Source organism: Bradyrhizobium sp. Ken01, from assembly GCF_055807355.1.
In genome coordinates this window covers 27,987-47,720 of sequence record NZ_JBVVPC010000029.1, presented here as the reverse complement: position 1 = coordinate 47,720, position 19,734 = coordinate 27,987, and the positions used below count along the sequence as shown (strand labels likewise).

Below are 19,734 nucleotides of genomic sequence, written 5' to 3'. Positions count from 1 at the left end.
GCGTTGCCGCTGGCGAACATCGCCACGCCTGACGCGTCGGCCGGCTGGCCTCGGCTCCTACGCCCTCGTCCCGACGGCCTTAGTGAACCTTGATCGCGTCCAGCGGCAAATGGAGTTCGGCGGCACGCTCGTCGCGGTCCTTCTTGCGGAACTCGTTTTCCTTGCGCTCGAACTTGCTCATCTCCTCCCGCGCCGCCTCCAGCAGCGGAATGCGCCGGATCGTATCGTGATACGTGTTGTCCGTCATGACTGAGGTCCCCAGAGTTACGGTCCCATCCCAGAGAAGGCCGCAGACCGCGAAAAGGTTCGGTGCCGCAGGATTACGGAATTCTGACGGCGCGCAGCTCATCCGTCTTTGATGCACGTCACTTAACGCGCAAATCCGCAAAAGAACATATTGCGAACCTAGAACAAATAGGGTACATTGATTTTATCGCCGCGCCGCCTCGCCAGCCGTTTGTCCCTCTAGCGAATCCTCGCCATAAGGAGCACGACCCAATGTCCACCACTGCCCTGCGTATCGTCGAAGGATCTTCCATGGACAAGAGTAAAGCTCTGGCCGCCGCGCTCTCCCAGATCGAGCGGCAGTTCGGCAAGGGCTCGGTGATGAAGCTCGGCAAGAACGACCGTTCGATGGATGTCGAGGCGGTGTCCTCGGGTTCGCTCGGGCTCGATATCGCGCTCGGGATCGGCGGTCTGCCGAAGGGGCGCGTCGTGGAGATTTACGGGCCGGAATCCTCGGGCAAAACCACGCTGGCGCTGCACACGGTTGCGGAAGGGCAGAAGAAGGGCGGCATCTGCGCCTTCATCGACGCCGAGCACGCGCTCGACCCGGTCTATGCGCGCAAGTTGGGCGTCAACATCGACGAGCTCCTGATCTCGCAGCCGGACACCGGCGAGCAGGCGCTGGAAATCTGCGACACGCTGGTGCGCTCCGGCGCGGTCGACGTGCTGGTGATCGATTCGGTCGCGGCGCTGGTGCCGAAGGCCGAGCTCGAGGGTGAGATGGGCGATGCGCTGCCGGGTCTGCAAGCCCGCCTGATGAGCCAGGCGCTGCGCAAGCTGACGGCGTCCATCAACAAGTCCAATACCATGGTGATCTTCATCAACCAGATCCGCATGAAGATCGGTGTGATGTACGGCTCGCCGGAAACCACCACCGGCGGCAACGCGCTGAAATTCTATGCCTCCGTCCGCCTCGATATCCGCCGCATCGGCGCGATCAAGGAACGCGACGAAGTGGTCGGCAACACCACGCGCGTCAAGGTCGTCAAGAACAAGCTGGCGCCGCCCTTCAAGCAGGTCGAGTTCGACATCATGTACGGCGAGGGCGTCTCCAAGATGGGCGAGATCCTCGATCTCGGCGTCAAGGCCGGCATCGTCGAGAAGTCCGGCGCCTGGTTCTCCTATGACAGCCAGCGTCTTGGCCAGGGCCGCGAGAATTCGAAAGCGTTCCTGAAGGCCAACCCCGACATCACCGCCAAGATCGAGACCTCGATCCGCCAGAACTCCGGCCTGATCGCCGAGCAGATTCTCGCCGGCAGCCCCGAGCGTGACGCCGACGGCGAGGAGCCGGGCGAGGAGTAAGCCTCAACGGGTAGAGTTTTTCGCGAGGAGCGGGCGCTGAGGACGTTGAGTTGCCGACGTCTTCGGCGCCTGTTTCGTTTAGGATCGGTCGTGCTCGGGGGGCGCGATGAAGCGGTTGATTCTGACCAGTTCGTCCGGAGGCCAGCTCGCACGATCCGGGTTGGCGGAGCTTGTCATCTCGTCCTCGTTTCACCTTGAGTGGGGACCGCTGCCCTCGCCCGAGAAGCTCGCAGCCTTTTTCGCGGCGCGTTCGGCGAATCTCGGGCCAGGTGATCATTGGTCTGACTGGGGCATCCGGTGGCCCAAGGGCATCAAGGACCGCAAAGACTTGTCCCTTGCGGACTTCTGCGAGCAATATGACGTGGTTGAACTTTGGTTCGACCCAGCTCCCCGGGATCAATTGCAGCTCGTCTGCCTGCTGGACCACCTCAGCTCCTGCTCCTCGCTGTTGCCAAAGCTTAAACTTCGACTTGTGGCATCCGAGCTGACGACGGAACGCGGTGAAGATCTCGCTGCGTCCGAGCCGCACATTCATGTCGTGCCTGTTAGGGCCCAGGAGTTCGAGACTGCCCGGTTGGCGTGGTCGGCCTACCGCGCGACGACCCCTGAGGCCTGCGTCGATCTCCTTCACCAGGATCTCAGTGCATTGCTGATGCTGCGCCCGGCCTTGCTCGATCTCCTAGCAGAACTCCCGTCGCCTTCGACGGGACTCGGTGCGACGGAGATGCGGTTCTTGGAGATGCTTGCCAGAGGGTTTGCGAACACGGGTGCGTTGTTTCACCTGCGCTCGCATCGGCGCACGTTCGTGTTTGGAGAGACTGAGTTGGGTCGGTTGCTCGACGGGCTCGCGCTCGGCCCCAGGCCCGCAGTGGCCGGATTGGACGACGAACTGCGGACAATCGATCGCGAGAACCACAGGGATCGCCACGCCGCATATCTACGCAGCCGACTGTCACTGACTGAGTTCGGGGAGGCTGTCGTGGCCCATCAGGAAGATTTCAGTCGCCACAACCCGATCGACCGCTGGTGGGGTGGCACGCACCTGACCAACGACCGGCTGTGGCGTTGCAGCCATGTTTTGACGAAGCCATCGTGAAGTCATGGGCATGACGCACCTTGTTTCGACGACAGATTTGGCCGTTGCCGACGCCACGCAGCGCGCCGGACTCCTTTGAGAGGTGATCGTGTCACATCTGATTCTGACCACGAACCATCTTGCGGCAGCACGCTTCGGCATCCAGGGTGCAGGGTCCGTAGGGGTGGGCAAAGGCGCGCAAGTGCTTGCCCACCATATTTCAACTCAGACGAAGGAGGTGGGCACGCTTCCGCCTTCGCTCTTCGAGCTACGGCGGACGAGTCGCTTTGCCCACCCTACAAAACCTCCGTCGGGTCCTACTCCGCGGCTTCCGCGTAATCGCTCACCGGCGGGCACGAGCACACCAGATTGCGGTCGCCATAGACGTTGTCGACGCGCCCGACCGGGGACCAATATTTGTCCGTGCGCGAGGTGCCCGCGGGGAAGCAGCCCTCGACGCGGGTGTAGGCGCGCTTCCAATCGTCGTCCGCGATGTCATGCACCGTGTGCGGGGCGTGGCGCAAGGGCGAGGCCTCGATCTTGAAGCGACCGGTCTCGACCTCGGCGATTTCCTTGCGGATCGCGATCATGGCGTCGCAGAAGCGATCGAGCTCCGCCTTGGATTCCGACTCGGTCGGCTCGATCATCAGCGTGCCCGGCACCGGGAAGCTCATGGTGGGCGCATGGAAGCCGTAATCGATCAGGCGCTTTGCGATGTCGTCGACGGTGACGCCGGACGTCGTCTTCAGCCCGCGGGGGTCGACGATGCACTCATGCGCGACGCGGCCCTTTTCGTTCTTGTAGAGCACCGGGAAGTGCGCATCGAGCCTTGCTGCGACGTAGTTGGCGTTGAGGATCGCGATCTCGGTGGCGCGCTTGAGGCCTTCGCCGCCCATCATCAGGATGTAGATGTAGGAGATGGTCAGGATCGAGGCTGAGCCGAACGGCGCGGCCGAGACCGGGCCGACTGGCGCGTCTGCATTCGTTCCGGGATGACCGGGCAGGAACGGTGCGAGGTGCGCCTTGACGCCGATCGGGCCCATGCCCGGGCCGCCGCCGCCATGCGGGATGCAGAAGGTCTTGTGCAGGTTGAGATGGCTGACGTCGGCGCCGTAATCGCCGGGCCTGCTAAGGCCGACCTGCGCGTTGAGGTTGGCGCCGTCGAGATAGACCTGTCCGCCATGGCCATGCACGATGTCGCAGATCTCGCGGATGTGCTCCTCGAACACGCCATGGGTCGAGGGATAGGTGATCATGACCGCGGCGAGGTCGTTCGAATGCTTCTCGGCCTTGGCGCGGAGGTCGTTGACATCGACGTCGCCATTTTTCTCGCAGGCAACAACCACCACGTCCATGCCAACCATCGCGGCGGAAGCCGGGTTGGTGCCGTGGGCGGAGGAAGGGATCAGGCAGATCTTGCGATGCGTCTCGCCACGCGCCGCGTGATAACCGCGGATGGCCAGAAGCCCGGCATATTCTCCTTGCGCGCCGGAATTCGGCTGCAGCGAGATCGCGTCATAGCCGGTGATATCGCACAGCCATTTCTCCAGGCGCGCGAACAACGCGTGATAGCCACGTGCCTGCTCGCGCGGGGCGAAAGGATGCAACGAGCCAAACTCGGGCCAGGTCAGCGGCATCATCTCGGTGGTCGCGTTCAGCTTCATGGTGCACGAGCCGAGCGGGATCATCGCGCGGTCGAGCGCGAGGTCGCGGTCGCTGAGCCTGCGCATGTAGCGCAGCATCTCGGTCTCCGAGCGATGCGCATGGAACACCGGATGGGTGAGGAAGGAGGTCGCGCGCTTCAGCGCCTCCGGCAGCGCCTCGCGCGTGGTCGCGTCGATCTCGGCGTAGGCAAGCTGGCCGCCGAAGGCGCGCCAGACCGCTTCCACCGCCGCGGGCGTGGTGGTCTCGTCGAGCGCGATGCGCAAGCTGTCGTCACCAACGCCGAGATTGATCTTCTCGGCGGCCGCGCGCGCGACGATCTCGGCACGCTTCGCGCCTGTAACCACGCTGAGCGTGTCGAAGAAGTTTTCGCTCCTCAGCGTAAAGCCGAGCCTGCGCAGGCCGGCGGCCAGCACCGCCGTGCGGCGATGCACATTGCGCGCGATCTGCGTCAAGCCTTCGGGACCGTGATAGACCGCATACATCGAGGCGATCACGGCGAGCAGCACCTGCGCGGTGCAGATGTTGGAGGTCGCCTTCTCGCGGCGGATGTGCTGCTCGCGGGTCTGCAGTGCGAGACGGTAGGCCGGCATCCCGCGCGAATCCACGGAGAGGCCGACGATGCGGCCGGGCAGCGAACGCTTCAGCGCATCGCGCACCGCCATATAGGCCGCGTGCGGGCCGCCATACCCCATCGGCACGCCGAAGCGCTGGGCAGAGCCGATGGCGATGTCGGCGCCGAGCTCGCCGGGCGAGGCGAGCAGGGTCAGCGCCAGCAGATCGGCGGCGATGACCGCGAGCGCGCCCTTGGCCTTCAGGCTGGCGATCGCGGGCCTGAGGTCGCGCACCGCGCCTGAGGAGCCCGGGTATTGAAGCAGCGCACCAAGCACGTCGGTCTTGTCGAGATCGGTAAGGGGATCGCCGACGACCAGGGTCCAGCCCAGGGGCTCCGCGCGGGTGCGCATCACGGCGAGCGTCTGCGGATGCACGTCCTTGTCGACGAAGAAGGCCTTTGCTTCGACCCGCGAGTGCCGCTCCGCGAGCGCCATTGCTTCGGCGGCCGCGGTTGCCTCGTCGAGCAGCGAGGCGTTGGCGACGTCGAGCCCGGTGAGATCGCAGATCATGGTCTGGAAGTTGAGCAGCGCCTCCAGCCGGCCCTGGCTGATCTCGGGCTGGTAGGGCGTGTAGGCCGTGTACCAGGCCGGGTTCTCCAGAATGTTGCGCTGGATCACCGCCGGCAGGATCGTGCCGGAATAGCCCTGGCCGATCAGCGAGGTGAAGACCTGGTTCTGGGCGGCGAGCTCGCCCATATGCGCGATCGCCTCGGTTTCGCTGAGCGGCTTGCCGAGATCGAGTGGGGCAGCCTGCCGGATCGAGGCCGGCAGCGTCTGCGCCATCAGCGCGTCGACGCTGTTCGCGCCGACCGCCTCGAGCATCGCGGTGACGTCGCGGGCGGAAGGGCCGATGTGGCGGCGAACGAAGCCGGTGGTGTCGCCGTTGGATTTGCGGTGCGCGGTCATCATGGGTCCTCGCTTTAGATGTTCTTGTCGTGCCCCGCGAAGGCGGGGCACCCAGTAAACGCAGCCGCTTCGGCTAGGGCCGAGAAGCCGCGGCGTACTGGATCACCCGCCTTCGCGGGTGATGACACCGAATATGAGGTTAGAGTTCGCATCATCTCACGCCGTGTGGGCCTTGTACGCCGCTTCGTCCATGAGACCGCCGAGCTCGCTCTTGTCGGCCATCTTGATCTTGAAGAACCAGGCCTTGCCTTGCGCGTCAGAGTTTACCAGCGCCGGCTCGCTCGCAAGCTCGGGGTTGGTCTCGAGCACCTCACCGCTAACAGGCGCGTAGACGTCCGATGCGGCCTTCACCGATTCGACGACGGCGGCGGGTTCGGCCTTCTTCAGCGTGCGGCCGAGCTTGGGCAATTCGACGAACACGACGTCGCCGAGCTGCGACTGCGCGTAGTCGGTGATCCCGACGGTGGCGACATCGCCGTCGATCGCGAGCCATTCGTGGTCGGAGGTGTAGAGCGTCGTGGTCATTTTCTCAGTCCTCAGCGTTTGTAGGTGTTTTTCACGAAGGGCATGGCGGCGATTTGCACGGCCAGGCGTTGGCCGCGCACTTCGGCGAAGAGTTTTGTGTCGATCGCGCTCGATGCGGTGGGCACATAGCCCATCGCGACCGGCGCATTCAGGCTCGGGCCGAAACCGCCCGAGGTGACCTTTCCGATCGGCTCGGCGGAGGTCGCATTCGCAAACAGCAGCGCGCCCTCGCGCACCGGCGCGCGGCCCTCGGTGCGCAGGCCGACACGGCGGCGGGATGCGCCGTGATCGAAATGAGCGAGAATCTTTTCCGCGCCGGGGAAGCCGCCGGCACGCGCGCCGCCGGTGCGGCGGCTCTTCTGCACCGACCATTCCAGTGCCGCCTCGACCGGCGTGGTCGCGGTATCGATGTCATGGCCGTAAAGACAAAGCCCGCCCTCGAGCCGCAGGCTGTCACGGGCGCCGAGCCCGATCGGCATGACGTCAGCATTGTCCAGCAGCGCCTTGGCGAGCCGTTCGGCATCCTCCGCAGGAACCGAAATCTCGAATCCATCCTCGCCCGTGTAGCCGGAGCGCGAGACGAAGCAGTCGAGGCCGGCGACCTTGTGCGGGCCGGAATCCATGAACTTCATGGCGGGTGCCTCTGCACATAATTTCGCCAGCGCCGATTCCGCCTTCGGCCCCTGCAGCGCGATCAGCGCGCGGTCGGAGAGCTGCTCGATGATGCAGTCGTCCGAAAGATTCGCGCGCAGATGCGCCTCGTCCTCGGCCTTGCAGGCGGCATTGACGACCAGGAAGAGGTGATCGCCGAAATTGGCGACCATCAGATCGTCCAGAATCCCGCCTTCGGCATTGGTGAACTGGGCGTAGCGCTGCCGGCCCGGCGCGATCGCCAAAATATCCTGCGGCACCAGCCGTTCCAGCGCGCGGGCGGCGTCCTCGACCTTGCCGGATTTCGGCCGGAGCGCGATCTGGCCCATGTGGGAGACGTCGAACAGGCCGGCTGCGTTGCGGGTATGAAGGTGCTCCTTCAGGACTCCGGCCGGATATTGCACGGGCATGTCATAGCCCGCGAACGGCACCATCTTGCCGCCGAGCGAAACATGCAGGTCGTAAAGGGGGGTGCGTTTCAGGGAGTCTTTGTCGTCACGTGCAAGCATCGGGGGGCCCTCGGCGGTTCCCCGGGAACGATTTCCCGTGGACACCAGTCGAAGCCCCATCTGTCGCTGTGCCTGAGAGTATTATCCCGTCGGCGGACGCTGTCCGGATCTAAACCCGTCGGCGCCTCTTTCCAGATGCTGTCAAAGCCACGCGGTCCTTTTGCCTGAGAGTTTCCGGGGCGGTTGCTCCTTCGGCGCCGGCTACCAGTGCCGGTCTCTCCCGACGTGGCCGTACGATACAGATGGGTAAAGACCACAGGCCGGCCAAGCCTGTCAACGCGGCATCGGCGGCTTTCCAACGGATTACGCGACTGCGGCAACGCCTTGATCTGGCTGCACAGTTTCTGGACAGCGAAGCTGGCCTTGTCTAAAAGCGCTTTGACCCGCAGATATCAGCCCAAACTTGCGGTTTGGATGGCTGGAAGGCGGGTGCAAGCACACCCGATTGGATGAACATGAGCGGCGTCAACGAGATCAGGTCGACCTTTCTGAACTTCTTTGCCGAGAACGGCCACGAGATCGTGTCGTCCTCGCCATTGGTGCCGCGCAACGATCCGACGTTGATGTTCACCAATGCCGGCATGGTGCAGTTCAAGAACGTCTTCACCGGCGTCGAGAAGCGGCCCTATCAGCGCGCCACCACGTCGCAGAAATGCGTGCGCGCCGGCGGCAAGCACAACGACCTCGACAATGTCGGTTACACCGCGCGCCATCTCACCTTCTTCGAGATGCTCGGCAACTTCTCGTTCGGCGACTATTTCAAGGAGCGCGCGATCGAGCTGGCCTGGACGCTGATCACGAAGGAGTTCGGGCTCAAGAAGGACAAGCTGCTCGTCACTGTCTACCACACCGACGACGAGGCGGCCGGGCTGTGGAAGAAGATCGCGGGCTTCTCCGAGGACCGCATCATCCGCATCCCGACCTCGGACAATTTCTGGGCGATGGGCGACACCGGCCCGTGCGGTCCGTGCTCGGAGATCTTCATCGATCGCGGCGAGCACATCTGGGGCGGCCCTCCGGGCTCCCCGGAGGAAGACGGCGACCGCTTCCTCGAATTCTGGAATCTGGTGTTCATGCAGTACGAGCAGGTGACGAAGGAGGAGCGCGTGGATCTGCCGCGTCCCTCGATCGACACCGGCATGGGCCTTGAGCGCATGGCCTGCATCATGCAGGGCGTCGACAGCGTGTTCGAGACCGATCTGTTCCGTCATTTGATCGACGCGACCGCGTCGGCTCTCGGAAGCGGACCGGACGAGAAGACCGTGGCCTCGTTCCGCGTCATCGCCGACCATCTGCGTTCGTCGGCCTTCCTCGTCGCCGACGGCGTGCTGCCCTCGAACGAGGGCCGCGGCTATGTGCTGCGCCGGATCATGCGCCGTGCGATGCGCCATGCGCAGCTGCTCGGTGCCAAAGAGCCGCTGATGCATCGCCTGGTCTGGGCGCTGGTGCGCGAGATGGGCCAGGCCTATCCGGATTTGATGCGCGCGGAAAATCTGATCGAGGAAACGCTGCGGCTGGAAGAGACGCGCTTCCGCAAGACGCTGACGCGCGGCCTCGCCATTCTCGACGAGAAGAGTGCTTCCTTGAAGAAGGGCGACATGTTCGACGGCGACGTCGCCTTCACGCTGTACGACACCTACGGCTTCCCGCTCGATTTGACGCAGGACGCGCTGAAGTCGCGCGGCATCAGCGTCGACCAGGCCTCGTTCACCGATGCGATGGAGCGTCAGAAGGCCAAGGCGCGCGAATCCTGGAAGGGGTCTGGCGAAGCTGCTTCCGAGGCGATCTGGTTCCCGCTGCGTGAGAAGCTGGGCGCAACCGAATTCCTGGGTTACGAGACCGAGAGCGCCGAAGGCGTGGTGACCGCGCTGGTCAAGGACGGCAAGGAAGCCACGAGCCTCAAGGCCGGCGACACCGGCGCGATCGTGCTGAACCAGACGCCGTTCTACGCGGAGTCCGGCGGCCAGGTCGGCGACACCGGCGTATTGACCGGCGAGGGGGGCATCAAGTTCCGCGTCACCGATACGCAGAAAAAGCTCGGCGATTTCTTTGTTCACGTCGGCACGGTCGAGAGCGGCGAGCTGAAACTCGGCACCGCGCTGCAGCTCGAAGTTGACCACGGCAGGCGCTTTTCGATCCGCGCGCATCACTCGGCGACCCATCTCATCCACGAGGCGCTGCGCCAGGTGCTCGGCGATCACATCGCCCAGCGCGGCTCGATGGTCGCGCCGGACCGTTTGCGTTTCGACTTCGTGCATCCGAAGCCGATCACGGCGGAAGAGCTCGCGCGCGTCGAGGATATCGCGAACGACGTGGTGCTGGAGAATGACGAGGTCTCGACCCGCGTCATGGGCGTGGACGAGGCCCGCGAGGCCGGCGCGCGTGCGCTGTTCGGCGAGAAATATGGTGACGAGGTTCGCGTCGTCTCGATGGGGCGGACCGCGCGCGAGCGCGGCGCCAACGCGCTCGGCTGGTCGGTCGAGCTGTGCGGCGGCACGCATGTCAGGCGCACCGGCGACATCGGGCTGATCACGCTGACGGGCGAGAGCGCGGTGGCTTCGGGCGTGCGCCGGATCGAGGCGCTGACCGGCAACTACGCGCGCAAACATGCCAACGACACCATGGCGCTGGCGAAGACCGCGGCCCACGAACTGCGCACCTCGATCGACGACGTCCCGGCGCGCATTGCCGCGCTGATGGAGGAGCGCAAGAAGCTCGAGCGCGAGCTCTCCGACGCCCGCAAGAAGCTGGCGATGGGCGGCGGTGCAGCTTCGAGCAACGGCGCAGCCTCCGGCGTGCGCGAGGTTGGCGACGTCAAGCTGATGGCGCGCGCGGTCGAGGGCATCGAGATGAAGGATCTCAAGAGCCTTGCCGACGACGGCAAGAAGCAGATCGGCTCCGGCGTCGTCGCCATCGTGGGCGTCACCGAGGAGGGCAAGGCCGGAGTCGTGGTCGGCGTCACCGCTGACCTGACCTCGCGCTTCAATGCGGTCAATCTGGTGAAGGTCGCCTCCGAGGCGCTTGGCGGCAAGGGCGGCGGCGGGCGGCCCGACATGGCCCAGGCCGGCGGCCCTGATGGTGCGAATGCGGCCGCGGCGCTCACGGCGATCGAAAAAGCCATGACTGAACAAAAATCGGCCGGCGCGTAGGCAGGTGCGCCCCGTTCCGCGAGGAATTGGGCTTCGCGATCCCAATCTGAGGGATCGCCTCTACGAATTGCTGGAGCACGATCCGCTGGCCTACTCGGTCGGGTCGCGCTTCATCCAGCTGATCATCGGCGTCATCGTGCTCGATGTGGCCGCGATGATCCTTGCCTCGGTGCCGGAGCTGGATGCGCAATTCGGCGCGCTGTTCGCGGGCATCTCCATCCTCTCCGTGATCGTGTTCGCGCTGGAATATGCCGCGCGGTTGTGGACGGTGGCGGGCCATACCCAGCGCACGGGGTCCGCGCTGTCCGACCGGCTCAGCTATGTCTTCTCCGCGCTCGGCATCATCGACCTCCTCGCGTTCCTGCCGGCTGCGATCGTGCTCGCTACGGGTCGGCACGCGACGCTGGCTGCCCTCGGCGTGCTGCCGTTCTTCAAGCTGGTGCGCTACTCGCCGGCGATGCGTTCGCTGCTCGCGGCCGTGCACGCGGAGCGGCGGGCGCTGATCGGCTGCATCGTCATCCTGATCGGCGCGGTTCTGACGTTTGCCTCGCTGCTCTACGCCATCGAGCGCGATGTGCAGCCGGACAAGCTCGGCACCATTCCGCAGGCGATGTGGTGGGCGATCGTGACGCTCGGCACCGTCGGCTACGGCGACGTCGTGCCGGTGACGGCGCTCGGAAAGTTCATCTCCGTCTTCACCATCATCAGCGGATTTGCCATGATCGCGCTGCCGGTCGCGATCATCTCGACGGCCTTTGCGGAAGAGGTGAAGCGGCGCGACTTCGTGGTCACCTGGAGCATGCTGGCACGGGTGCCGCTGTTCTCGCATCTCAGCGCATCCGAGATCGCCGACATCATGCGGCTGCTCCGGGCGCGCACGATCGAGCAGGGCGAGATATTGGTGCGGCGGGGCGATGCGGCTTCGTCGATGTACTTCATCACCGCCGGCGAGGTCGAGATCGCGCTGCCGAACCAGCAGGTGCGGCTCGCGGATGGCACTTTCTTCGGCGAGATCGCGCTGCTGCACAAGACAAAACGCAGCGGCACGGTGACGGCGACGCGCAAGACCCGGCTGCTGGTGCTCGATGCCCAGGACTTTCATGCTCTGATCGAACGCATGCCGACGCTTGCCGCGCACGTGCACAAGACGGCAAAGGCGCGGCTGGAGGGCAGCGGAGATCTTGCGGTGGCGGAGCTGGCGCAGGCGGAGCGCGACGGCACCGACCGCTGAGGGCTCAACCTTTCTTCAGGAAGACGTACACCGCCGAGTAGGGCACGCTCCTGAACTCGCCAGCTTTCTCGCAGGCGCCGTCGAGCTTGCCGCCGTTGGTGCTGATGCGCTGGACCGTTGTGACGGGCGTGAGAACGCCACTGCCGCGATGCGCTGTCACCTCCAGCTTCAGCCAAGGGATGTCGGCCGCGGTGGCACCCGGCGCGTTGCCGATCGCCTTTCCGACGACGGCGCTGCCGTCGGCATATTCCCAGTTCGGCCCGGCATAGTGGCGACCGACCGTCTTGCCTTCGGACAGAAGCGTCGCGATCGGCTCGCGAAAGGTCCAGGCCAGCTTACCGTCGGCGGCCGCCTTGCATTCATAGACCTGAGCACCTTCAGCGTTCAGGACCGTGACGAGTTGCTCGCCCGGAGCTCGGATGGTCTCCGGCAGGCTGAGCTTCAGTTGTCCGCGTGGGGCCTCGGCCGCTTCGGGCTCTGCAGCTGCGGCGGGTGCTGCCATCGCAGCGAGCAGCAACAGGCAGGGGAGGGCAAGCTTGATCGACATGGTCGCATCTCCACGCAAAGGTCCAAATACGCGAACGGGCCGCGCTTGCGGCGCGGCCCGTGATGATGTCCGGCCCAGTCGGGCGAAATTGCGGACGGCTTACGCCGCCAGTGCCTTCCCGAGGTTCTCGGCGACCTTGTCGAGGAAGCCGGTGGTCGAGAGCCAGCGCTGGTCGGCGCCGACCAGGAGCGCGAGGTCCTTGGTCATGTAGCCTTCCTCGACGGTGTCGACGCAGACCTTCTCAAGGGTGTTCGCGAACTTGGCGAGCTCGGCATTGTTGTCGAGCTTGGCGCGGTGCGACAGGCCGCGGGTCCAGGCGAAGATCGACGCGATCGAGTTGGTCGAGGTCTCCTTGCCCTTCTGGTGCTCGCGGTAGTGGCGGGTCACCGTGCCGTGGGCGGCTTCGGCTTCCACCGTCTTGCCGTCGGGGGTGAGGAGAACCGAGGTCATCAGGCCGAGCGAGCCGTAGCCCTGCGCCACCGTGTCGGACTGCACGTCGCCGTCGTAGTTCTTGCAGGCCCAGACGTAACCGCCGGACCATTTCAGCGCCGAAGCCACCATGTCGTCGATCAGGCGGTGCTCGTAGGTCAGGCCCTTGGCGTCGAATTCCTTCTTGAACTCGCGCTCATAGATGTCCTGGAAGATGTCCTTGAAGCGTCCGTCATAGACCTTCATGATCGTGTTTTTGGTCGAGAGATAGACCGGGTAGTTGCGCAGCAGGCCGTAGTTCAACGACGCGCGGGCGAAGTCGATGATGGAATCGTCGAGATTGTACATCTGCATCGCGACGCCGGCGCCCGGGGTCTTGAACACTTCCTTCTCGATCACGGTGCCGTCCTCGCCGACGAACTTCATCGTCAGCGTCCCCTTGCCCGGGAACTTGATGTCGGTGGCGCGATACTGGTCGCCATAGGCGTGGCGGCCGATGATGATCGGCTTGGTCCAGCCGGGAACCAGGCGCGGCACGTTCTTGCAGATGATCGGCTCGCGGAAGATCACGCCGCCGAGGATGTTGCGGATGGTGCCGTTCGGCGACTTCCACATCTGCTTGAGATTGAACTCCTTCACCCGGGCCTCGTCCGGAGTGATGGTGGCGCACTTGACGCCGACGCCGACCTTCTTGATGGCCTCGGCGGCGTCGATCGTCACCTGATCGTTGGTGTGGTCGCGGTACTCCATTCCCAGGTCGAAATACTGCAGCTCGACATCCAGGAACGGGTTGATCAGCTTGTCCTTGATGTACTGCCAGATGATCCGAGTCATCTCGTCGCCATCGAGTTCGACGACGGGGTTGGACACCTTGATTTTTGCCATGATCGGGGAAGCCTCTTGGGAACGGCGCTTTTGGCGCGCCACGGGAATATCCGCCGCCTCTTAGCACCTGATAGCAGCCGGCGAAAGCCAAGGGATTATGCACTTTTAGCTCATCCAGCCTCCGCAGATGGGGGGCGGGAGCAGCCGCGCCGCGGGGGCCGGGGTGAAGTTTCACGCGAGATTCAAAAGTCGAATCCAACCCGTTATTTCTCTTGAGAATTTCGTCAGGACAGGCAAACGACAGGCGAACGGGCAGCCGGCCCGAGAGCAGGTCAAGACCGGGTCGAGACCAGGTCAGGACCGGCCTTGAATCAAATCCTAAGAGCGCCTGTCCAAGGCCTTGAGAACCAGTGTGAAAGCGAAGCGAGATGTCGGGGACTGACAAGAGCAAGGCGGGCCTTTCCCTCGACGGTCCCATCGTCATCCTGGTCGAGCCGCAGCTTGGCGAAAACATCGGCATGGCCGCGCGCGCCATGGGCAATTTTGCGCTGAGCCGATTGCGCATCGTCAACCCCCGCGACGGCTGGCCCAACATCGCCGCCCAGCGCGCCGCGGCCGGGGCCGACTATATTCTGGACAAGGTCGAATTGTTCGACACGGTCGGTGAGGCCGTCGCCGATCTCGAGCTGCTGTTCGCCACCACCGCGCGTCCCCACGACCAAGCCAAGCCGGTGGTGGGGCCGGAAGCCGCAGCTAGCGAGATTTCAGGGCACGTCGCGGCGGGCGGCAAGGCCGGTATCCTGTTCGGCCGGGAGCGCTGGGGCCTCACCAACGAGGAGGTCGGGCTCGCCAACCGCATCATCACCTTCCCGGTCAATCCGGGCTTTGCCTCGCTCAACCTCGCCCAGGCCGTGCTCCTGGTCGGCTACGAATGGTTCAAGCGGGCGACCTCCGGCGAGCTGCCGCACGCCATGCCGGAGCGCTCCGAGCGCGCCTCGCAGCACCAGATGCAGGCGTTCTTCGACAATCTGATCCGCGAGCTCGATCGCGTCGAATTTCTGCGCCCGGCCGAGAAGCGCGACACCATGCTGGTGAACCTGCGCAACATCTTCAGCCGGATGGAGCCGACCAAGCAGGACATGCACACTCTCCACGGGGTGGTGATGGCGATCGCAGAAGGACGGAAAGGCCCGGCCAAGGGCGGCGTGCTCGACGGCGAGCAGGCCACGCGGCTGCGTGCGCTTTTGGCCGAGCACGGGCAGGGCGGCGGCGTGCCCGACAGTGGCTCCACCGTACGCGGCCTCGCCCGCCTGCTCCGCCGCAACCCGACCGATGCCGAGCGCCTGCTGTGGCAGGCCCTAACCCGTGATCGCCGCTTCGCAGGCGGGTTCAAGCGCCAGACCCCTGTGGGGCGGCACATCCCGGACTTCGTTTCGTTCCCGCACCGGATCGCGATCGAGCTGGTGAACGCGGGGGAGGGGGAGACCATCGCGGCGGACCGTGCGGGACGGCGGATGTGGCTCGAGGCGCGGGATTATCGGGTGATCGAGATGCGGGCGGCGGATGTGGAGCGGGATCTCGAGGCGGAGCTGGTGCGGCTGCAGGGGATGATCGAGCAAAGCGTGTAGCTCTCGTAGCGTGGGCAAAGCGAAGCGTGCCCACCACCATGTGCTCGAGAGCTGAGACAGGAGTGGTGGGCACGGCGCTACGCGCCTTTGCCCACCTACGAGACCGTCATCCACGCCCGCGCTGCACGTCGCGGTCGACCGCGATCCACGTCGCCTTCGCGACCGCCAGCAACCTCCCGGCTTCATCGTGCGCGGCTGCTTCGGCGGTGCGTTTGCGGCCGTCGCGGCCCGTGGGCCAGGCCGTGATGACGCAGCGGTCGCCGGCACGCGGGCGGGCTTCGATCCGAACCGACATGCGGCCCAGCAGCAGCGGCGTCCGGTCGAAGCTGCCGGTCTGCTGATCGCAATTGCAGGCAAAGCCGGTGGGACAATCGAGCGCGGACCAGAGGAATTCGGGGGCGACGAGACCGTCTTCGGCGGCGAGATTTGGATCGGGCGTCCAGCTCGCTGCGAGAACGGCGTTGTGACCACGGAGCGAGCCGGCAAAAATGCGCAGGCCGTCTCCCTTCGCCCTCGCGGGACCGCAGACGAAACATGTCGGCAGCGGATGCTCGTGCGGCTTCACCGGCGTCAACAATTCGGCCGCGCACGCCTCCTCGACGCTGGCTGTTTCCACGCGCGCAAGCTCGACGCTTGCCGGCCGCCCGGTCGCGACGATCTTGCCGCCGTCGCGAAGCTCCCATGTACCGTCGTTCGTCGCGACCGCATCGAGCGGCGTGTCCAGCGGCGGCGGTGCGCGCAGCGTGATCTCCGCGGCGCCGGGAATGTGGCGGGCCAACCGGCCGCAGACATAGCCGCCGTTGCCGGAGTTCGGAGGACCGCAAAAGCGTTTGTCGATGATGATCTGTGTCATCGGTTTTGTTCTCTTTTCCCCGTGCACTTTACCTGATCTTGAGGACAATTCGCCCCTGAACCGTTCGGTTGGCCACGGCACGCATGGCTTCGCCGGCCTCCTCCAAAGGGAGGACGCGATCAATGTGCGGGCGGATTTTTCCGCCGGCCAGCAATTGCATCAGCGTGGCGTTCATACGCGCGGCTTCCGCGGAAAATTTCTCCGCCCAGGCGCCGACGAAGATGCCGAGGATGGAATAGTTCTTCAACAGCGGCAGGTTCATCGGGAGCTGGGGAATCTCGCCGCTGGTGAAGCCGATCGGCATCAGCCGTCCGCCCCACTTCATCGAGCGGGCCATCTGCTCGAATATCGCGCCACCGACATTGTCGAAGCCGATGTCGATGCCTTCGCCGCCGGTGATCGCCTTGATCCGGCCGCGCAGATCTTCGCTGCGATAGTTGACGATTTCGCTAGCGCCATAACTCTCCACCAAGGCCGCCTTGTCGTCGGAGCCGATACCGGCGACGACGCGCAGGCCCAGATGGCGGCCGAGATCGACCACGGCAAGGCCAACTCCGCCAGCAGCGCCGGTGACGAACAGCGTTTCGCCGCGCTGCGCCCCGGCGCGCTCGACCAGCGCATAATAGGCCGTGCCGTAATTGTGCAGGACCGTCGCCGCGGCTTCGAACGCGACGCTTTCAGGCAGACGCACGCACTTCGAGTCCTTCGCTATCATCCGTTCGGCGTAGCCGCCGGTCCAGGCGGTGCACGCCACGCGGTCGCCCGGCCGGAATGCCGTGACCTCGTCACCGATTGCGACGACGACACCGGATGCTTCCGTGCCGGGCACGAAGGGCGTCGGCGGCCGCATCTGGTAGAGGCCCGAGACCACCAACTGGTCCATGAAACTGACCGAAGCCGCATGGACTTCGATCAGAACCTCGTCGCCGGCCGGTTTCGGCTCGTCGATCTCGCCGAGGCGCAAATCGCCAGGTCCGGTGAACGAGCTGCATAGAATCGCTTTCATCGGGGCGCTCCGAAAAGACGCGGCAGCAGCATGGGAACGCGTCGGCGATAGTCCTGGTAGGTCGCGCCGAACTCGGCGATCAGGTCGCGCTCCTCGAACTGAAGTGCGGCCAGGATGTAGGCGGTGTTGGCGAGCGCAAACAGAAGGTGGCCAACGGTCATCTCGGGCGTGGCCCAGAACGCGAGCAGAAAACCGAGCATGATGGGATGGCGCACGAGCTTGTAGAGCAGCGGCGTCCTGAACGATTGACCTGGTATCTCGCTCCCGCGGAACGCGATGAAGGCCTGGCGGAGGCCGAACAGATCGAAATGATCGATCATGTGGGTCGAGGCGAACGCGATCACCCAGCCAAGCCAATGCACGCCGATCAGCAACCAGGCCGCTATCCCGCTCGTTTGCCAGACCGGCGTCGGAATCGGGCGCCACTGCCAGAACAGCAGCAGCAGAATCAGGCTGGAGAGCAGCACGTAGGTGCTGCGCTGGCAGGCGAGGGGAAGGAATTTGGCCGACCATCGTTTGAAAGCCGGCCGCGCCATGACGCTGTGCTGGATTGCAAACAGGCTCATCAGCAGCAGGTTGACGACGATGGCCACGCTCAGGTCCGTCGGGCTGCCGACGCCGATCGGCATGTCGATCGACTTATCAATCGACATATCTATCGATTTGGGCACGACATAATTGCCGACGAAACCGAGCGCATAGAGAAAGGAGACCGTGAAGATGACGTAGCTCACGATGGCGTAGAGCAGGATCAGGAGGCGCGAGATCATGTTTTTTCCTATTGTGCCTGATGCAGCCGTGCCGCATGCAGGAGTCTGAATGGCTCGCCGGCGAGCAGGCTCGATCTGCCCCGATTGCTATTGCTGGACCGTCCCCTGTGCGTCCCCCGGGGGCGCCGCGAGGGGAGGGAGGACTTTCATGACGGCTTTCTCGCTGGGGACGTTCGGGTTCCCTGAGGTCCACGCCGACGGCCACCCGATCAAATTGGCCCTACGCAAGGGACTCGCGCTGCTGGTCTATCTCGCGGAGGCCAAGAGCGCCGTGGCCCGCGAAATCGTGGCCACGCTGCTGTGGCCTGAAACTGACCGCGAGACTGGGCTTGCGCGATTGCGGCGGCTGCTTCACCGCATCGAGCTGACGCTCGGTCAGCAGGTGTTCGAGACCGATCGGACCAGTCTGCGATGGTCTCCGGCAGTCGCCTTGAGCGTCGATGCACATCTGTTCGAGAGCGCCTGCGATCGCGGTGACTTTGACGAGGCCTGCCGGATTTATCGGGGAGATTTCCTCGCAGGCTTCTCGCCGGAGGATTGTCCGGAATTCGACGATTGGGCGTTCTTTCGCCGCGAGGCGCTGCGGGGACGGCTGATGCACGCGCTGGAGCGCCTGGTGCAGGACAAAACCGCCGCCGGCGACTACTTTTCCGCGGCCACGCATGCGACCCGTCTGGTCGAGCTCGATCCTTTGAGCGAGGTCTACGGCCGGCATCTGATCCGCAGCCTGCTGCTGGCGGGTGACCGCAGCGCGGCAGAGCGGCACCACGCCGCGCTGACGCAGCGGCTGCGTGACGAACTTGGGGTCGCGCCGGAAGCCGAGACCGAGACGCTCATGGACCCCAACGCGGCTTCGTCACTCGCCGCCCTTCCGAACACGCGTTACGTCAAGGGCGCCGGCGTGCATCTGGCGTATCAGACCTATGGCAGCGGTCCGCTCGACATCCTGGTCATGCCCGGCTTCGTGTCGCATGTGGAGCGCGCCTGGGAGCACCCGGCGAGCCGGGCGTTTCTGGCCTCACTGATGAAGCTTGGGCGCCTGATCGTGTTCGATCGTCGCGGCATCGGGTTGTCCGACCGGGTCGGATCGGCGCCCGATATCGACGGCACCGCGGAGGATATCGGCACGGTGCTCCGCGCGACCGGCTCGCGCCGCGTCGTGCTGTTCGGCGCATCCGAGTGTGGACCGGCCTGCATCAAATTTGCGGTCGATGAACCGCGTCTCGTGGCCGGACTCATCCTGTTCGGTGCATTGGCGAAGGGCTGCTGGTCGCAGGACTATCCGCACGCGTTGCGCGCCAGCCAGTACGACGCCTGGAGCAAGCGCCTCGTTGCGCAATGGGGAGGTCCGGTGGAGATTGAAACCTTCGCGCCCAGCCTTGCCGGCGATCCCCAGGCTCGCGCCTGGTGGGCCGGGCTATTACGCGCGGCCTCCAGTCCCGGCGGCATCTCGGCGGTGCTCGAGGCGTTTCGCGACGCCGACGTGCGGCAGCTTTTGCCGCGGATTGCCATGCCGACATTGGTGCTGCATCGTCGGGACGACAAGGCCGTACGGATTGCGGCCGGCCGCGATGTGGCGAGCCGGATCGAAGGTGCGCAATTCGTCGAGCTCGACGGCCATGATCACTGGTTCTTTGCAGGCGATCAGGGGCCGGTGCTGGCGGCGATCAAAAGATTCTTAGATCTGTTGCCGCGGGAGGCGAGAGCGGGCCGTAAGGTGCTGTAGCCCGGATGGAGCGGAGCGCAATCCGGGACAGTGTCCCCGCA

15 protein-coding genes and 1 riboswitch are annotated in these 19,734 nt (G+C 64.9%); of the genes, 6 read left to right on the top strand and 9 right to left on the bottom strand.

Annotation, left to right across the window (positions count from 1 at the left end):
- Window positions 1-79 precede the first annotated feature (79 nt).
- Window positions 80-247, bottom strand: coding sequence for a hypothetical protein (locus AC0L3S_RS25180; protein WP_473281978.1), 168 nt, complete (start codon window positions 245-247; stop codon window positions 80-82).
- Window positions 248-498: 251 nt separating this feature from the next.
- On the opposite strand from AC0L3S_RS25180, the gene recA reads away from it, so the two are divergent.
- On the top strand, window positions 499-1,587 hold the full coding sequence (recA, locus tag AC0L3S_RS25175; RefSeq protein ID WP_473281976.1) for a recombinase RecA: 1,089 nt from the start codon (window positions 499-501) through the stop codon (window positions 1,585-1,587).
- A gap of 106 nt (window positions 1,588-1,693) precedes the next feature.
- Window positions 1,694-2,683 carry a hypothetical protein gene (locus AC0L3S_RS25170; RefSeq protein ID WP_473281973.1) on the top strand — a complete coding sequence of 330 codons (990 nt, stop codon included), beginning with the start codon at window positions 1,694-1,696 and terminating at the stop codon, window positions 2,681-2,683.
- A 296-nt stretch (window positions 2,684-2,979) separates the two neighbouring features.
- Here AC0L3S_RS25170 and gcvP read toward each other — a convergent pair whose 3' ends face one another.
- The 3 genes from gcvP to gcvT form a co-directional block, all read right to left on the bottom strand.
- Window positions 2,980-5,844 carry an aminomethyl-transferring glycine dehydrogenase gene (gene gcvP / locus AC0L3S_RS25165; protein WP_473282058.1) on the bottom strand — a complete coding sequence of 955 codons (2,865 nt, stop codon included), beginning with the start codon at window positions 5,842-5,844 and terminating at the stop codon, window positions 2,980-2,982.
- Between the two features lie 156 nt (window positions 5,845-6,000).
- Complete coding sequence (gcvH, locus tag AC0L3S_RS25160; RefSeq protein ID WP_247328286.1) at window positions 6,001-6,369, bottom strand: glycine cleavage system protein GcvH; 369 nt, start codon at window positions 6,367-6,369, stop codon at window positions 6,001-6,003.
- An 11-nt stretch (window positions 6,370-6,380) separates the two neighbouring features.
- Complete coding sequence (gene gcvT, locus AC0L3S_RS25155; RefSeq protein ID WP_473259150.1) at window positions 6,381-7,529, bottom strand: glycine cleavage system aminomethyltransferase GcvT; 1,149 nt, start codon at window positions 7,527-7,529, stop codon at window positions 6,381-6,383.
- 143 nt (window positions 7,530-7,672) lie between these two features.
- Window positions 7,673-7,762, bottom strand: a riboswitch (glycine riboswitch).
- A 222-nt stretch (window positions 7,763-7,984) separates the two neighbouring features.
- Between gcvT and alaS the strand changes: the two genes are divergently transcribed.
- Together alaS and AC0L3S_RS25145 are read left to right on the top strand one after the other, a co-directional pair.
- On the top strand, window positions 7,985-10,678 hold the full coding sequence (gene alaS / locus AC0L3S_RS25150; protein WP_473281970.1) for an alanine--tRNA ligase: 2,694 nt from the start codon (window positions 7,985-7,987) through the stop codon (window positions 10,676-10,678).
- A 4-nt stretch (window positions 10,679-10,682) separates the two neighbouring features.
- Window positions 10,683-11,909: a cyclic nucleotide-gated ion channel gene (locus AC0L3S_RS25145; protein ID WP_473281968.1), complete on the top strand. Its 1,227-nt coding sequence runs from the start codon at window positions 10,683-10,685 to the stop codon at window positions 11,907-11,909.
- 4 nt (window positions 11,910-11,913) lie between these two features.
- Here AC0L3S_RS25145 and AC0L3S_RS25140 read toward each other — a convergent pair whose 3' ends face one another.
- Complete coding sequence (locus AC0L3S_RS25140; RefSeq protein ID WP_473281966.1) at window positions 11,914-12,456, bottom strand: DUF3455 domain-containing protein; 543 nt, start codon at window positions 12,454-12,456, stop codon at window positions 11,914-11,916.
- A 99-nt stretch (window positions 12,457-12,555) separates the two neighbouring features.
- Window positions 12,556-13,770, bottom strand: a complete 1,215-nt coding sequence (locus AC0L3S_RS25135; RefSeq protein WP_018456365.1) for an NADP-dependent isocitrate dehydrogenase — start codon at window positions 13,768-13,770, stop codon at window positions 12,556-12,558.
- A 368-nt stretch (window positions 13,771-14,138) separates the two neighbouring features.
- On the opposite strand from AC0L3S_RS25135, the gene AC0L3S_RS25130 reads away from it, so the two are divergent.
- Complete coding sequence (locus AC0L3S_RS25130) at window positions 14,139-15,338, top strand: TrmJ/YjtD family RNA methyltransferase (RefSeq protein ID WP_473281964.1); 1,200 nt, start codon at window positions 14,139-14,141, stop codon at window positions 15,336-15,338.
- 106 nt (window positions 15,339-15,444) lie between these two features.
- On the opposite strand, the gene AC0L3S_RS25125 is transcribed toward AC0L3S_RS25130, so the two are convergent.
- Genes AC0L3S_RS25125 through mddA form a run of 3 tightly spaced genes read right to left on the bottom strand, consistent with a single transcriptional unit; the run spans window position 15,445 to window position 17,967 of the window.
- Window positions 15,445-16,191, bottom strand: coding sequence for a hotdog family protein (locus tag AC0L3S_RS25125; RefSeq protein ID WP_473281962.1), 747 nt, complete (start codon window positions 16,189-16,191; stop codon window positions 15,445-15,447).
- A gap of 28 nt (window positions 16,192-16,219) precedes the next feature.
- On the bottom strand, window positions 16,220-17,197 hold the full coding sequence (locus AC0L3S_RS25120; protein ID WP_473259136.1) for an NADPH:quinone oxidoreductase family protein: 978 nt from the start codon (window positions 17,195-17,197) through the stop codon (window positions 16,220-16,222).
- Entirely contained in the window at window positions 17,194-17,967 is a 774-nt protein-coding gene (mddA, locus tag AC0L3S_RS25115; protein ID WP_473259133.1) for a methanethiol S-methyltransferase, read from the bottom strand. The genes AC0L3S_RS25120 and mddA overlap by 4 nt, the downstream gene beginning before the upstream one ends.
- Window positions 17,968-18,115: 148 nt before the next feature.
- Between mddA and AC0L3S_RS25110 the strand changes: the two genes are divergently transcribed.
- Window positions 18,116-19,693 (top strand): bifunctional AfsR/SARP family transcriptional regulator/alpha/beta hydrolase, encoded by a 1,578-nt coding sequence (locus tag AC0L3S_RS25110; protein WP_473281960.1) that lies wholly within the window; start codon window positions 18,116-18,118, stop codon window positions 19,691-19,693.
- Window positions 19,694-19,734 lie beyond the last annotated feature (41 nt).